This is a genomic window from Trichocoleus desertorum AS-A10 (assembly GCF_039962155.1).
In the GTDB taxonomy this organism is placed as follows: Bacteria; Cyanobacteriota; Cyanobacteriia; order FACHB-46; family FACHB-46; genus Trichocoleus.
In genome coordinates, this window is the sequence record NZ_JAMPKN010000009.1 from 55474 (window position 1) to 69653 (window position 14180).

Annotated in this window: 15 protein-coding genes and 1 tRNA gene; 10 read left to right on the plus strand and 6 right to left on the minus strand. The window is 49.2% G+C overall.

The features are described 5' to 3' along the window. The 5 genes from NDA01_RS14125 to NDA01_RS14145 all read left to right on the plus strand — a co-directional run bounded on the left by NDA01_RS14125 (nucleotide 1) and on the right by NDA01_RS14145 (nucleotide 3325). A complete protein-coding gene (locus tag NDA01_RS14125) occupies nucleotides 1-963 on the plus strand; it encodes a branched-chain amino acid ABC transporter permease (protein WP_348228430.1) in 963 nt (320 codons plus the stop codon). Nucleotides 964-1076: 113 nt separating this feature from the next. Continuing rightward, nucleotides 1077-1886 carry an ABC transporter ATP-binding protein gene (locus tag NDA01_RS14130; RefSeq protein WP_348228431.1) on the plus strand — a complete coding sequence of 270 codons (810 nt, stop codon included), beginning with the start codon at nucleotides 1077-1079 and terminating at the stop codon, nucleotides 1884-1886. Then, nucleotides 1883-2641, plus strand: coding sequence for an ABC transporter ATP-binding protein (locus NDA01_RS14135; RefSeq protein ID WP_348228432.1), 759 nt, complete (start codon nucleotides 1883-1885; stop codon nucleotides 2639-2641). Before NDA01_RS14130 ends, NDA01_RS14135 begins: the two co-directional genes overlap by 4 nt. A 5-nt stretch (nucleotides 2642-2646) precedes the next feature. Next, nucleotides 2647-3162: a PPC domain-containing protein gene (locus NDA01_RS14140; RefSeq protein ID WP_348228433.1), complete on the plus strand. Its 516-nt coding sequence runs from the start codon at nucleotides 2647-2649 to the stop codon at nucleotides 3160-3162. A gap of 90 nt (nucleotides 3163-3252) precedes the next feature. After that, nucleotides 3253-3325 (plus strand) — tRNA-Phe (locus NDA01_RS14145). A gap of 67 nt (nucleotides 3326-3392) precedes the next feature. Here the strand turns inward: NDA01_RS14145 and NDA01_RS14150 are convergent. Then, a complete protein-coding gene (locus NDA01_RS14150; RefSeq protein ID WP_348228434.1) occupies nucleotides 3393-3566 on the minus strand; it encodes a hypothetical protein in 174 nt (57 codons plus the stop codon). 33 nt (nucleotides 3567-3599) lie between these two features. Here NDA01_RS14150 and NDA01_RS14155 point away from each other — a divergent pair, with 33 nt between their 5' ends. Next, nucleotides 3600-4778, plus strand: coding sequence for a class I SAM-dependent methyltransferase (locus tag NDA01_RS14155; RefSeq protein ID WP_348228435.1), 1179 nt, complete (start codon nucleotides 3600-3602; stop codon nucleotides 4776-4778). 64 nt (nucleotides 4779-4842) lie between these two features. Continuing rightward, nucleotides 4843-5163 (plus strand): hypothetical protein, encoded by a 321-nt coding sequence (locus tag NDA01_RS14160; protein WP_348228436.1) that lies wholly within the window; start codon nucleotides 4843-4845, stop codon nucleotides 5161-5163. A 68-nt stretch (nucleotides 5164-5231) separates the two neighbouring features. Here NDA01_RS14160 and NDA01_RS14165 read toward each other — a convergent pair whose 3' ends face one another. The 4 genes from NDA01_RS14165 to NDA01_RS14180 form a co-directional block, all read right to left on the minus strand. Beyond that, a complete protein-coding gene (locus tag NDA01_RS14165) occupies nucleotides 5232-6035 on the minus strand; it encodes a hypothetical protein (protein ID WP_348228437.1) in 804 nt (267 codons plus the stop codon). A gap of 61 nt (nucleotides 6036-6096) precedes the next feature. Next, nucleotides 6097-6663: an SRPBCC family protein gene (locus NDA01_RS14170; protein WP_348228438.1), complete on the minus strand. Its 567-nt coding sequence runs from the start codon at nucleotides 6661-6663 to the stop codon at nucleotides 6097-6099. Between the two features lie 449 nt (nucleotides 6664-7112). Then, nucleotides 7113-8063, minus strand: coding sequence for a YihY/virulence factor BrkB family protein (locus NDA01_RS14175; RefSeq protein WP_348228439.1), 951 nt, complete (start codon nucleotides 8061-8063; stop codon nucleotides 7113-7115). Between the two features lie 72 nt (nucleotides 8064-8135). Continuing rightward, nucleotides 8136-10127 carry a diguanylate cyclase domain-containing protein gene (locus NDA01_RS14180; RefSeq protein WP_348228440.1) on the minus strand — a complete coding sequence of 664 codons (1992 nt, stop codon included), beginning with the start codon at nucleotides 10125-10127 and terminating at the stop codon, nucleotides 8136-8138. Nucleotides 10128-10880: 753 nt separating this feature from the next. Between NDA01_RS14180 and NDA01_RS14185 the strand changes: the two genes are divergently transcribed. Then, on the plus strand, nucleotides 10881-12527 hold the full coding sequence (locus NDA01_RS14185) for a calcium-binding protein (RefSeq protein ID WP_348228441.1): 1647 nt from the start codon (nucleotides 10881-10883) through the stop codon (nucleotides 12525-12527). A gap of 100 nt (nucleotides 12528-12627) precedes the next feature. Here NDA01_RS14185 and NDA01_RS14190 read toward each other — a convergent pair whose 3' ends face one another. Next, nucleotides 12628-12849: a hypothetical protein gene (locus NDA01_RS14190; RefSeq protein ID WP_348228442.1), complete on the minus strand. Its 222-nt coding sequence runs from the start codon at nucleotides 12847-12849 to the stop codon at nucleotides 12628-12630. Nucleotides 12850-13230: 381 nt separating this feature from the next. On the opposite strand from NDA01_RS14190, the gene NDA01_RS14195 reads away from it, so the two are divergent. Together NDA01_RS14195 and NDA01_RS14200 are read left to right on the plus strand one after the other, a co-directional pair. Then, a complete protein-coding gene (locus NDA01_RS14195; protein ID WP_348228443.1) occupies nucleotides 13231-13425 on the plus strand; it encodes a hypothetical protein in 195 nt (64 codons plus the stop codon). 105 nt (nucleotides 13426-13530) lie between these two features. Further along, nucleotides 13531-14082: a Uma2 family endonuclease gene (locus tag NDA01_RS14200; RefSeq protein ID WP_190554487.1), complete on the plus strand. Its 552-nt coding sequence runs from the start codon at nucleotides 13531-13533 to the stop codon at nucleotides 14080-14082. Nucleotides 14083-14180: the final 98 nt, after the last annotated feature.

Consider the following 14180-nt stretch of genomic DNA (forward strand, 5'->3'; position numbering starts at 1 on the left):
ATGTCTGATTATGGTTTTGACTTCCTAGCGACCTACGGCTTTCTAATTGTCTCTATGTTGCTGGGGGCGATGTTGGGGCTGTCTCTCTATTTGCCGCTAATGGCAGGGCAGCTATCTCTTGCCAGCCCTGGGTTCTACGCTTTAGGGGGATATATTGCGGCAATCTTGTCTACCAAGGTGTTCCCTTCTACGGGTGCTACCTTTTCTATCCCGCTGTTGTTACTAGAAATGGTGATTGCGGGAGCGGTGTCTGGAGCGCTCGGAGTCTTGGTTGGTGTGCCAGCTCTACGGTTACGCGGCATCTATCTGGCGATCGCTACCATTGCCTTCGTAGAAATTCTGCGTGTCCTTGCCCTCAACCTGGAAATTACCGGAGGTGCAGTCGGGATCTTTGGCATCCCGCAACCGTTTCAGACCCCACTGGGATATCTGTGGATTGTGGTGCCGCTGCTGCTCCTGAGTATGTTCTTTGTCTACCGTCTGGAGAACATCCGCATTGGTCGCGCTCTAATTGCCATCCGGGAAGATGAACTCGCAGCCGATGCGATGGGGATTAATCCCACATACTACAAAGTCTTAGCCTTTACGCTGGGAGCCATTCTCGCAGGGGTCGTCGGCGCGGTGAGTGCCCACTTCATCAACACCTGGAATGCTCGGCAAGGCACCTTTGATGCCAGCATTATCTATCTCACGTTTGTCTTGATTGGTGGTTCTAGAACCGTGGCTGGACCTGTCTTGGGGGGCATGGTCTTCACCGCTTTACCGGAAGTGCTGCGGGCGATCGCGGATACGCCTAATCTGCCGCTCTGGTTGGCTAGCTTCTTGCGGGATGGTCGCTTGATTATCTTCGGCTTGCTGATCGTCATCGGCACGATCTTTTTTCCTCAGGGTTTAGTCACACCCGATTTGTTCAAACGGCGCGATCGCACTAAAAAGATGATGCCAACGGGAGTGCGGAAGTGATTGTATGCAGGTGCTAGAGCGATCGCGGCCCTGTTCAGCCTCCCATTTTCAGCACCACTATAAATGATTTAGAGTGCGTCTATGCCAGTTTCTCCAATCTTAGCTCTGCACCCATGACTGAATCGCCTGTTCTGGAAAGTAGCTCTGCTGTACCGCGTCAGCCTCTCTTGGAAGCCAAGGCGTTAACTCGTAGCTTTGGGGGGCTGTGTGCGGTGGATACAGTTTCTTTTACCGTTCATCCGGGTGAGATTTTTGGCTTGATTGGTCCAAATGGCGCAGGCAAAACCACCTTATTCAACTTGATCACGGGGCTGATTCCCCCCTCTAGCGGCCAGTTGCTCCATCAAGGTACCGACATCTCGCGGCAACGACCGCACCGAATTGCGGCCAAGGGCATTGCTCGAACATTCCAGAATATTCGTCTGTTTGCTGACTTGTCGGCGCTAGAAAACGTCATGATCGCGCAGCATATTCATACTAAAAGTGGCCTGTTTACAGGTGTGTTTGGCTTGCCGCCTGCTCCCCAAGAGGAACGCCAAACCCAAGCAAAAGCTTTAGAACTGCTCAAACTGGTAGGGTTGAGCGATCGCGCTACGGAAAAAGCTTGCAACTTTCCCTACGGAGACCAACGCCGTCTGGAAATTGCCCGTGCTTTAGCCTTGGAACCGCAAGTTCTGCTCCTGGATGAACCTGCGGCAGGCATGAACCCCAACGAAAAACAACAACTGAGTGAGTTTATCCGCGATATTCGCACCCAATTTAATCTGACGGTACTGCTGATCGAACATCATGTGCCCTTGGTGATGGGGCTGTGCGATCGCATTGCAGTACTCAATTTTGGCAAACTGATTGCCCTTGGTCAGCCTGCTGAGGTGAAAGCCAACCCTGCCGTGATCGAAGCTTACTTAGGGGGCGATGTATGAGTACAACCCAAGAGCAAATGGAACCGCAAAGGCATCCTGCAACTGACTTAGCCCTGCTAGAAGTGCGCGGTCTCAGTGTCAACTATGGCGGCATTCAAGCCCTGCAAGAAATCAACTTAGTGGTGAATCAGGGCGAAGTGGTGACGCTGATCGGCGCGAACGGTGCGGGCAAAACTACCACACTCCGCACCATCTCTCGCATTTTGAATCCGCGCCACGGCCAAATTGTCTACGCTGGACGTGACATTACCCGTCGCAAAGCGCATGAAGTAGTGGCCCTAGGCATGGCTCACTCCCCGGAAGGCCGCCGAGTTTTAGCCAAGCAAACTATTCTGGACAATTTAGAGCTAGGTGCTTATGTCCGCTCCCATGCCGCTGCCGTCAAGCAAGACATCGAGCAGCAATTTCAACTGTTTCCCCGCTTGGCAGAACGGCGCTACCAACTCGCAGGCACCCTCAGTGGTGGGGAGCAACAAATGCTAGCGATCGCCCGCGCGTTGATGAGCCGCCCCAAGTTGTTACTGTTAGACGAACCTAGTTTAGGCTTAGCCCCTGCGATCGTGCGGGAAATCTTCAATATCATCAAGAATCTGCGTAATACTGGTGTCACAATTCTGCTCGTGGAGCAAAACGCTCACCTCGCCCTGCAAGCTGCCGATCGCGGCTATGTCTTAGAGGCAGGCCAAATCACTCTCACCGGACCTGCTCAAGACCTGCTGCAAGATGATCGCGTCAAGCAAGCTTACTTAGGTTAACTCGGTTGCTTTTTCTTTACTCTCATCCCTGTCTCATGCGATCGCTAGACTTCTTTGTGTTGAATCGTCCTGCTGCTTGCTGGCCTAAATTTATCCTATCCCTAACCTCGGCAGTCCTCGCTAGTACTTTCGCTCCCATTGCCGTTGAGGCCCGGAGTCAGCTCTATAAACCGCCAGCCTTGCAGTTCAATCGCTCGATCTCGGATCAACTCTCCAACCGGGATATTCCTACAGGGCAAGGGGGTTTTGCCAGAGATTATGTGATCACCTGTAAAGCGGGAGAGCAAATTACCATCACCGTAACTTCAACCACCTTCGACCCCATGCTGGCTGTGATTTCACCCGATGGCTTTACACTGGCTGAGAACGATGATGCTGAAGATGGCACGACCAACGCTGCTCTTGCAGTTACGATTCCCCAGAGCGATCGCTATACAATCCGAGTACAAAATTTTGGGCAAACTACAGGCGGCTCTTTCCAACTCCAAGTGACTCGCTCACCCGCTCAACAAATCCCTTGAGGAGCTTATCCGAAAATTTTTGACTTTACCTCTTGCCACAGTTAGATAGATTTGTTAATTTAATAAAGCGCCGAAAACAAAGCGCCCCTCGCCGGGATAGCTCAGTTGGTAGAGCAGAGGACTGAAAATCCTCGTGTCACGAGTTCAAGTCTCGTTCCTGGCATACCAGATGAAACTAAAAGCCCTCTGAAAGTAAACTTTCAGAGGGCTTTGTTTTAGTAATTACTGCACTAAATATCGGCCACGCCCAAAAGCGTGTCTAGCACTCCATTGAAACTCAAACCATCTGGCTCCCCAGCGTACAAATTTTTACAACGCGATCGCGGCAGATGCAGCTCCAGCCGATAGATTAGTGGGTGAGTCTCTGCCTCGAAGGTGATTGGATCTACACCACGTAGGCTCATGAATCAAAAGTTTTAGAGCTAGGAGGTGCCGTCATGGATGAGCAAGTACAACATGCGATGTTACCGCAACCCAGCCATGATGAGTTGGCCCGCCAGCAATTTGTTCATAGTCTAAAACAACATATTGCGACACAGATCTCACCAAATAACCGCACCATTTACGAGAAACGACTCAAACCGAAATTTGAGCAAGAACAACAGCGATCGCCCGAAACGCAGCATGAAATTCGCCAATTAATGCAGCAAGAATCCTACTACTGTATGTGGGGAGCATTACGGCGTAACGCTCAGGAGATGCTGTGGGAATCCGTCAACCTCAGTGTTGAGCGACAACTTCCAGAACTGATGGCGCGATCGCAACAACTCCAGACTCAGGCGATCGGTTCGTTAACTCTGAATCCCACATTAGAAGTTCCGGCTTATCATACAGCGGTGGATATCCACTGTATGCCAGGGGGGTATCACAGCGAATATCGCGACGAGGATATTGCAGCAGGAGTCACCTACGATCGCGGTGTCTATCTCTATGCGATGGGTCGGCTTGGCCCGTTGAATGATGCAATAGGCCAAGCAGTCATTCAAAACTATCTCAAGCTGCAATATCCTGATTGGCAACCGGAGAAGATTTTAGACCTAGGATGTTCGGTCGGTCATAGCACCCTACCTTATGTAGATGCCTATCCAGATGCAGAAGTACATGCCATTGATGTCGCTGCTCCTACGCTGCGCTATGCTCATGTCCGGGCTGAAGCATTAGGGAAGCAGGTGCATTTTTCCCAACAGAACGCTGAACATACAGATTTTCCTGATGCCTCCTTTGATCTCATCGTTTCTCATATCCTTTTACACGAAGCTCCGCCCCACGCGATCGCCAATATCCTGCGTGAATGCAATCGCCTGCTCAAGCCAGGTGGATTAATGGTACATGCAGAAGCGCCGCTCTACCGCAACATGGACCCCTTCAGCGCCTTTATGTTTGACTGGGAAACTCAAAATAACAATGAACCTTGGTGGGGAGCGATGCGCCAGCTAGACTTAGAAGCACTCACTCTACAAGCTGGCTTTGCTGCCGAAAACATCACTCAAACGCTGGCAGCAATGGAATTAAAAACAGGCCAGTTAAAAGATGGAGGCTTTGGCAGTCGGGGCAACTGGTTTCTTTTAGCTGCCCATAAAGATAGCAGTTCTGTCCAGAATGATTCACAAGGTTGAGGGTTGCTCTGGATTGCTATAGATCTCTCAAGTACAACCAAGGCGCAATCGCCTAGGAGCAGTGATGGCCATCGCCAAAGGCAAACGACCCCTTTACTTCGAGAATCCAGAAACCGATAAATTGCTGGCAATGGTTCTTGCCCTCGCCGAAGAGGTTTCTGTATTACGCGATCGCCTTGACACAGTAGAACGCCTCGCCCAAGCGAAAGGCTTACTATCCCACGCAGAAATTGACGCTTACCAGCCAGATCCTCAAGCTGCCGTAGAACGGGAGCAACAGCGAGCGGCATACATTGCTCGCATCTTACGCATTGTGCAAGCAGACGTAGAGGCGATCGCACCGGAAACTCCTGTAGAGCCAACAACAGCGCGATCGCCCTCCTAACATCTCCTAACATCTCTTAACAGACTGAATCAAAGCTGGGCAATTACGCCGTCGTTCTTCCTGCATGGCTACTTGTTTGGCTGTTGGATCTCCTTTTGGACTTCATCAGATAAGCCGGATTCCTGCACACAGATGGCGTAGATTTGCACCGCATCTAGTTGCGGAACTAAGGTTCTAGCTTTCTCTACCGTCATGCCAGGGGGTTTGCAGAAGTTATTCGCCACCTTGCGGTACTGCTCTGTACTGCCCAACAAGTTACTGAATTTATTTGTGTTTTGTAAAATCGGTAGCGATCGCTGCATCACCCGATTCACTAGAAAACTGACAGACTTCTGAGAACTTTGCGGCACTAGGCCACTGGTGGTAATGGCATTGGTCAGCGCATCTTGCAAGGAAGCTTTGCCATCTGGGGTGGCTAGGTAACTGGTTACCATATCCATTTGTGCCCCTGGATAAGACTGTAGAGCGGCACGCACCCCGACTAAGAAACTAGCTGAGAGAAAATCGGACACTGTACTGACATATTCATTAAATTGCACCGGGGAGTTCCGAGTCCCGTTAGCGCAAATGACCGAGCCATCTTTGTCAGCGCCCGCGCTCAAGTTAACGCTACCCTGCTGAGCGCAAGAGTTGAGGACTTGCTGGATCTTGGGGGAAAACATCTTATTGAGTTTCTGGGCTGCGGGAGAGTCAGCCAAAGAAGCAGGTGTTGCCGCTGTCGCAGCATCCATCAAACCGACCGATATCACCGAACTCAAAGCCGCGATCGCCACTTTTGTCCAACCAATTTTGCTCCGACGAGCCAAAGGAGCATATTTTGGAGCTAAAGCATCATCTTGAGGGCGCGGTTGAAGCTGGAAGCAAGCAGTCATAAAAACCTCAGTCAATGAGGGTGGACAATCAATCACAATCTAGCTCAAGCCAAGTTTCAATCTACTTAACACAAAGCACTTGGCGCATCTGCCGCATGTTAGTTGGCAAGTCTAGCTGGATTGCTTGCTGCACAAACAGCGTCGGAACCGGAATCGCAGGAGTTGCTTGCACCGAGTAGGCCAGAAGCGTTCCTGTGCGGTAATCTTGCAGAGTCAATTCAGCGGCAAAATCAGTAAAGCTGCCTTGCTCTTGGCGAAACTGAATTTTTTGATGCACAGTCTCTACCACCCGCAGGTAAACCTCAACTTGAGCAGTAAAAAAGAGAAATGCCTTGTTTGCCACCTGATAGAGCCGTTTTCCCCCTGACCCTAGACTATCGCCTCGTTGCAGCACCTCACTGCGCACCAGATCAGGAAAGTACTGTACCCAACGGGGGTAGTCGGTTAGCTGCTGCCAAGTCAGCGATCGCGACAGGGGCAAATACATCGAAGCTGTAACCGCCCCTCCCCAAGCAGAATAGGCTCTTGTACTAAGTAAAATCTCGCCTCGTAGCAGAGCTTCGTGTTCGCTCTGACTGCGGTTGGGGATCGATGCCAGACAATCGTCATTAAATAGGTCAGCAGTCATGTAGACTCAGGAACTCCTGATAAGCCAATAGAACCCTCAGTCAGCCTGGATTAAAACCTCGCCCTTTCAGGCATTAGGAAATTTTGGCTACCGAGGTTCTACTTGATTTATTCACCACCTTACCTAGATCTCCAGGAAAAGGGGTTGATTCTAAATAAAGATTCCGCAAAATTTTGTAAGAATCTGTAAACCAATTCCTACTTAATTAAACATTTCTCAGCCGCCCCTACTGCTTTAACTCGCTCTATTTCTCATGCCACAATGAGGGCGATCGCTGACAGCGTTTTGCTGAGTTGAGGACGTAAAGAGCAATGCATAACTTCTCTCGGAAATTTTCTCACCCTACTACCAAGTTTTTTTTCATCTGCTTGGGCATTACCGTGGTGATTTGGATTTTGAGGGGGTTTGGTGTTTTATCGTTTCTTTCCAGCGCCATCCTCTGGTTTCTCTTATTTCTGACTATCGGTAGTGGGATTGTCGCTGGGCTGCAACGAGCGCGATAGCTTGATTGCCTGAATCACGTTTTGTCGGTGTTGTTGCCGCATCGCTGCACCCACCGTGACATTCAACTGATTGCCAATCAGGAGCACCAAGGAGCTGAGGTAAAGCCAGAGCAACAAGACAATCACCGCACCAATGGCACCATAAGCTCGGTTAAAGTCGCCAAAATGGGAGACATAGTATCGAAACAAACTTGAGAGAATCGCCCAAAATACTGCTGCTAGTACTGCTCCCGGCATGATGGGCGTGCCAATCTTCCATTGGCTAGGACCATAGCGATAAATAAAGGCAAACGCTGCTGAGACAATTCCCAGAGCCAAAGGCCAACTCAGTAGCCGCCAAGTTGACAGCAACCCTGATCCTAAAAAACCGCTTTGGCTGGCTACATGTTTGACGATCAAGTCACTAATAAACATCAGAAACGATGCCATCAGTAACAGCAAAATCGTGCCGACCGTAAGTGCGACAGAAACCAATTTAGCTTTCCAAAACGGACGGGTTTGCTCTGGTGGAACTTGCTGGATGTGGTCAAAAGCCGTCATTGCCGCACTCAACGCGCCGGAAGATGCCCAAATTGCTGCAATGAAACTGAGGGAGAACAAACTACGGTTCCGAGTTTGGCTGATGCCTCTGACAAAGTTTTGAATGAGAATCTGCACTTCCTCAGGGGCGACTTGACTGAGTTGAGACGCTAGCCTTTGCAGCGTTCCTTGCAGGGATTCAAATAGCCCGATCGCCGTCAAAACAGCCAGAATTGCCGGAAACAGCCCCAACATGGCGTTGTAAGCCATTTCTGCGGAGAGCCCTGGTAGCCGCTGCTTACCAGCAGAGTCAATGACCTCTTTAATCGTTGTCCAGTTTAGGTGCTGAAAAAAGCGGAAAAAACGAGCTGATAGCATGGGCTTGGGGCAACAGCACTTTGAGAATTACTTTGACAGATTCGGTGCAGAAATGCCAATAAATTAGAAACTTCAGCCTTGAGTTGACTCCTGATAGATCAAGTAGCGATCGCGTCCTGCCATTTTTGCTTGATATAAAGCTTTGTCAGCCGCCGCAATTAAGAACGTGGGAGCAATGCCAGTTCGAGGAACTAAGCAAGCAATCCCTAAGCTTAAGGTGACATAATCCGCAATCGAGGACTGAGCATGAGGAATTCGCAAAGTCTGAATCCGGGTTTGAATTTCTGTGGCCACCAACGTCGCACCTCGATCTTCTGTATTGGGTAGTAGAATGGCGAACTCCTCACCCCCATAGCGAGCCGCTAGGTCTGCTGGTCGCTTTGCTGTTTGACGCAGCACCGCCGCCACTTGTTGCAAACAGCGATCGCCCCTAAGATGCCCATAACAATCGTTATAGCGTTTAAAGAAATCGACATCGCCCATGATCAGCGCTAGGGGCGTCCGGTGTCGCAAGGCACGTCGCCACTCTTTATCTAAATATTCGTCAAAAGAGCGACGGTTGGCTAACTGGGTTAGCCCGTCCGAATTTGCTAACCGCCGTAGTTCTTGGTTCGCTACTTCTAGTTGCTGGTAAAGCTGGGCTTGTTGAATCGCAATGCCGACCTGAGTCGATAACTGTTGCAGCAGTTCAATTTCTATGGGTTGCCACTGTCGCGGTTGGGCACATTGATAGGCACTGAGTAGCCCCCAAAGTTCGTCGCCTCGAAGAATGGGCACAGTTAAAGCCGCACGAGCTTGAAGCAGAGCCAGTAAATGCAGGTAACGCGATGGCAAATTGGCTTGAGTCACGTCGGCGATCGCTTGCATCTGCCCCATCTGATAAGACTGTCGGCAACGCTTGGTAAAATAAGCAGCCTCCATCACCTTCCCCACGATCGACATCCGATCGGTTGCTACCGACTCTACAGCAACGGTACTGTTCCCATTCGATTCAAAGCGGTAAATCAGCACCCGATCGACTTGCAGAAACTGCCTCACTTCCTCCACGGTTGTGTTCAAGATGGTGTCTAGATGCAACGACTGCCGCATGTGATTGGCGATCGCACTCATCAATTGCTCTTTGGCAATTTGACTTTGCAGCGTTTGCTCTACTTTCACCCGTTCCACAATTTCTCGCTGCAATTGCTCATTGGTCTGCTGCATTTCTTGCGTCCGAGCCTCTACCTCCTGTTGCAGCGCATCTAATGTTGGATGTAACTCCAACGGATCAAGCGATTGCAGGATGCTACTTTGAGTTACCAAACCTAGCAGCTCCCCCGTTTCTCCCACCACCACTAGTCGCCGGATTTGATGTTGTTGCATCTGCTCGTGGGCGCTCCAAAGAGAAGCTTGCGGTTGGATGGCATGCAATGGCCGATTTATTACTGCCACTACGGAGGTTTGGGCCAAGTCTAAATTTTGCGCCTGTAACCGCACTACATCCCGCTCCGTCAAGATACCAATTGGCTTTGCGATCGCTGGATTTGTCGCCTCAGGCTGTACCAGAACCACGCAACTAATCTGGTGCTGGTGCATGAGTTGGCTGAGTTGCAGCACAGAGGTCGTGATGGGGGCAGCCACCACGGGGCTAACCATGACTTCATGAATCTGCCGCGCCTTGAGTAGCGCTGCGGGCTTGAGGGCTTCGCGGATACTTTGGCGAGTCACGACACCGATAATGCGTTCTCGCTGATCTAAAATCGGCAAATGACGAATCCGATGTCTCCATAAGCGCGATAACAAAACCAAAACATCCGTAGCTTCAGATTCCTGCAATGTGATAACGGGAGTTGTCATCACCGTAGCGATCGCCTCCTCTAACCAGGAAGTTTTGGCTGCTGTCAGCCTCACCACATCTCGTTCAGTAAAAATGCCAACTAGCTGATCTGCATCTACGACTAACACATAGCTTTTATGAGCCTGGCTCATCAGCTTCACAACTTCAGTCATAGGTAGGTCAGGCGAAACACTCAAGTGATCATGAGCGATCGCTGAACTAAGCCAGAGTGCAGAAGGGAAAAACATAGAACCCAAAGAAGTTGCAAGCTGATCCAGAGAGGTAGCTTAGCTTTTATCCACCAAGTTTCAAAACCCAAGCCTTTAATACCCCTCAGCTTGATCGTACTGTGATCATCTAAAGAGCGTGAATTAATGACGATGGAAGATGAAAAATCCGCTGAACTTAACGCCTCCAGCCTCCAGTTTGCCGCTTGTCTAATGTCGTTTAGAGCCTAATGTTGCGCGTCTGGGTGCGATCGCCCTACCCAGTAAAGTTGGGTTTCAGCCACCTAAAGGGCAGCTCAATATAGGACAATCACTGGGTTTGAGGAACCTGGGGAAAAATCCTCCGTAAATCCACCAAATCCTGCTTCTGGGTGAATCTACTGGAGGAAGCTGAAATAAGGTTACAAAATTTACCATTAATTCTACAAGGTGATACATAGACACCCGCTGCATCTAGGAGGAATCAAGCATGACATCATTTTTGGTAAGAGCGACGACGGCTATTCGGTTAACGGTAGACAACGCTCCAGATAGCAGCTGCGGTAGTAATGTAATCCATGTTTTTCTAGTCTCTTAGATTCTCTTACGGAAGCGATCGTCTCTCAAGCGCTTTCCAAATCTTCTACATTCTGCATTCAGATAGCATCTGGTATCTACACCCCAAAAATACCAGATTTAAATCCGAGGCTTCCTACCGCGATCGCAGACAGTGGGAATTGCCTTGCTAACAAGATTCAACACTCACAAATTTCACGAATTCTAGGGATATCTCACATGGCTTACATTGCTGGCGACGAGCAGGACAACTATTTGAATGATTCCGGAAGTGAAGATTCCTTTGATATTTTGGATGGACAAGGTGGAAATGATGAGATATATACAGCTGGCGATAACCTCATCTTCGGCGGCGCAGGCAACGATCTCATATATCCCTCTGACGGTTTCAATATCGTAGATGGAGGTGAAGGAAATGACAACATAGAAATTTATGGCGGGAGCGGTTTTCTGTTTGGTGGCGCAGGCGACGACTTTATTCTGGCTGATGCTCCATCAGTAACGGATACGAGTGGTATCAGCTTCGTCCTCAACGGTGGGGTTGGAGACGACTTTATGTATGGTGGTGTAGGCAATCATATCTACATCGTCGATAGCGTTGGCGATGGTGTTCGAGAGTGGGACTACAACAATCAAATACCAAGTGTGTCTACTGTGCGATCGAGTGTTGCTTGGACTTTGGGTCCTGACTTAGAAAACTTGACTCTCACAGGCCATCAAAACACGAATGGTACAGGGAATACCCTCGATAACATCATCATTGGCAATCGCGGCAGCAACATCCTCTCTGGAGGAGCAGGGAATGATACCCTCATCGCTGAGTCTACCTCTGAAGGTATTCTCACCCTCGCTCAGCAAGCTCGTTTCACTGGAGCACCTGATGGAGGCATCCTGACTCGGCTGTTTGATGAATCCTTCTATCTAGAGCAGAATTCAGATGTCGCAATGGCAGTAGCTCTGGGCAGATTTCGCAACGGCTTTGACCATTTTACCCAACATGGTCTCTATGAGGGCCGTAACCCCAGCGAGTTCTATGATGAAGCTCTCTACTTAGAGCAGAATCCAGATGTGGCTGCTGCTGTTGATCAGGGTGCCTTCAGCAGTGGTCTTGTTCACTTTGTGAACCACGGTCTGTATGAAGGTCGAGTCGCTAGTCACTCCTTCGATGAAACAATCTATCTGGGTGAGAATCCAGATGTAGCTGTTGCTGTGGCCCAAGGTGTCATCAGCAGCGGATTAGAACACTTCCTAAGTCACGGACAATTTGAAGGTCGTAGCGATGACTTACTGTTTAATGAGAGATACTACCTCTCTACCAACTCAGATGTCGCGGCAGCGGTAGCTCAAGGAGCCTTCGCCAGTGGATTTGACCACTTCAGTCAGCACGGTCACAAAGAAGGTCGTAATCCCAGTAGTTTCTACAGCGAAAGCTACTATCTAGGAAGCAACTCAGATGTCGCAACAGCAGTAGTTCAGGGAGTTTTCACCAGTGGATTTTCTCACTATATGCAGTATGGCAAGTCAGAGGGCAGAGTAGGCGCACTCGGTGGCGCAGACCAACTGTTAGGTGGTGATGGTGATGACTTGTTATTTGGTGGCAGCAGAGGCAGCACCATGACAGGAGGAGCAGGTCGAGACCAGTTCTGGATTAACGAGTCCGTCATCCCTGGCACTCCTCACGTCATTACAGATTTCCAGATTGGCACCGACTCGATTGTGACTTCTGGTAGCAGCATTAGTGTAGCGATTCCTCAAGGCGCAGATATTCTGTTCCAGACTAGTTCTGCCCAAACTGTTGCCATTGTGAAAAACGTAGACCTCACTCAATTCAGTTCTAATCTCCAGAGTTGGGTGATGTCTGCCTAACTAGATAATGATGTTCAGGCCATAAAACTACAAAAAGCGATCGCCTTTGCAATTGGAATACAAGGGCGATCGCTCTGGACTATCTAGTTCAATATTGGTATTAGGTGCCTTTGGCAGTAGCTTTGGCTATGTTATCTACGTGCACCCAGAGAACATAGAGCCCTGAACCTTGACAATCCGCCCGCAATTCCAATCCTTGAAGTGTTGGATTGATCATTGCACCATCGCGGTAATAGCGATCGCCCCGTTCAAAACTCTGCTTGGTCGCAAGTTGACGAACCTGCGCTTCGCTGAGGCGAGGTAGAGTTTTTGTGTCAGACATAAGGCACTCTCTCGTGACATAACTCCCTATAACGTCAGCTTAAACCGGAGTAATCAGTAAGTTCAGTTAAAAAACATCAAAAACGGCATCAGGCGATCGCGATCGGCTAGCCTAACGTTAAAATGCTGAACAGGAGAGGAAAATGAAACATTTCGGCAAGCAAACACCCCGCCACAAATTTTTTTAAATCCTTACAAAGATGTACGGTTTACTTCCTGCCCCAAATGCGAGGCTAAAACCAAACTACGGAAGTTTCCCCTCTTCGTGTTCTTAGAACCAATACAACCTCTCATACTCAATAAGACCTGTCGTTATTGCCCTTCCTGCGAGCTACTAATTCTTCATCAAGATGAATTGGAGGAACTATTAGCAGCAATGTGTATGCACCAGGGCAAACCAAATTTGATTGGTAATGATTACCTCGTCATTGGCACCGTCGATCGCACAGACTGGAAAAAAGGACAACAGACCCTCATCACCAGTATTGAGAGTATGCGATCGATTATTCATGACTTCAAAAAAGTGTTGGACTTTAAACTCCAGCCTTATGAATGGGTAAAAGACGACAAAACATAAAGCGATCGCCCCTTCAAACTTTGGTCAAGCGCGATCATACTATTTCGGATACACGTTTCTGGCTGAGCTACGATGTGAGATAAGTTGAGAATCAAGCGATCGCCTATGAGCGTCACTGTTGCTAAGTGGACGATAGATGAATACCATCGCATAATCGCAGCAGGTATTTTGGATCATCGCCGGGTGGAATTGCTGAAGGGAGAAATTGTTGAGATGGCACCGGAGGGAGAAGCTCATGCTTATTTCAGCAGTGAAGCAGGAGACTATCTCAGTCGGTTACTGGGCGATCGCGCTCTTATTCGTGCAGCTAAACCTATTACATTACCCAACAACTCCGAGCCAGAACCAGATATTGCAGTTGTGCAACGGTTAGGGCGAGAGTACTTACAGCATCACCCTTACCCAGAAAACGTTTTTTGGTTGATTGAATACTCAGACTCCACTTTAGAAAAAGATCTGGAGTTCAAAAGCAAGGTCTATGCTGAAGCTGTAATCCCAGAGTATTGGGTAGCCAACCTTAAAAAGAGACAACTGGTTGTATTCCGCGATCCTCAAGATGGGGAGTACACATCAAAATCAACTCTCACCCAAGGAACAATCGCCCCTGTCGCCTTTCCAGATGTAACTCTATTGGTTAGCTCTATCGTTAGTATCTAGCAGCGATCGCTCCTCCTAAGTTTTGGTCAAGCGCGATCGCTCCAATACTTTTTCAGATTAGCGATCGCTTCTGCAAGCTTTTGTAGACACTCGAACAT

What these genes read in the sequence shown, in the direction of transcription:
- NDA01_RS14125 (WP_348228430.1), top strand. Translation starts at nt 1, where the DNA reads ATGTCTGATTATGGTTTTGACTTCCTAGCGACCTACGGCTTTCTAATT.
- NDA01_RS14130 (WP_348228431.1), top strand. Translation starts at nt 1,077, where the DNA reads ATGACTGAATCGCCTGTTCTGGAAAGTAGCTCTGCTGTACCGCGTCAG.
- NDA01_RS14135 (WP_348228432.1), top strand. Translation starts at nt 1,883, where the DNA reads ATGAGTACAACCCAAGAGCAAATGGAACCGCAAAGGCATCCTGCAACT.
- NDA01_RS14150 (WP_348228434.1), bottom strand. Translation starts at nt 3,566, where the DNA reads ATGAGCCTACGTGGTGTAGATCCAATCACCTTCGAGGCAGAGACTCAC.
- NDA01_RS14155 (WP_348228435.1), top strand. Translation starts at nt 3,600, where the DNA reads ATGGATGAGCAAGTACAACATGCGATGTTACCGCAACCCAGCCATGAT.
- NDA01_RS14160 (WP_348228436.1), top strand. Translation starts at nt 4,843, where the DNA reads ATGGCCATCGCCAAAGGCAAACGACCCCTTTACTTCGAGAATCCAGAA.
- NDA01_RS14165 (WP_348228437.1), bottom strand. Translation starts at nt 6,035, where the DNA reads ATGACTGCTTGCTTCCAGCTTCAACCGCGCCCTCAAGATGATGCTTTA.
- NDA01_RS14170 (WP_348228438.1), bottom strand. Translation starts at nt 6,663, where the DNA reads ATGACTGCTGACCTATTTAATGACGATTGTCTGGCATCGATCCCCAAC.
- NDA01_RS14175 (WP_348228439.1), bottom strand. Translation starts at nt 8,063, where the DNA reads ATGCTATCAGCTCGTTTTTTCCGCTTTTTTCAGCACCTAAACTGGACA.
- NDA01_RS14180 (WP_348228440.1), bottom strand. Translation starts at nt 10,127, where the DNA reads ATGTTTTTCCCTTCTGCACTCTGGCTTAGTTCAGCGATCGCTCATGAT.
- NDA01_RS14185 (WP_348228441.1), top strand. Translation starts at nt 10,881, where the DNA reads ATGGCTTACATTGCTGGCGACGAGCAGGACAACTATTTGAATGATTCC.
- NDA01_RS14190 (WP_348228442.1), bottom strand. Translation starts at nt 12,849, where the DNA reads ATGTCTGACACAAAAACTCTACCTCGCCTCAGCGAAGCGCAGGTTCGT.
- NDA01_RS14195 (WP_348228443.1), top strand. Translation starts at nt 13,231, where the DNA reads ATGCACCAGGGCAAACCAAATTTGATTGGTAATGATTACCTCGTCATT.
- NDA01_RS14200 (WP_190554487.1), top strand. Translation starts at nt 13,531, where the DNA reads ATGAGCGTCACTGTTGCTAAGTGGACGATAGATGAATACCATCGCATA.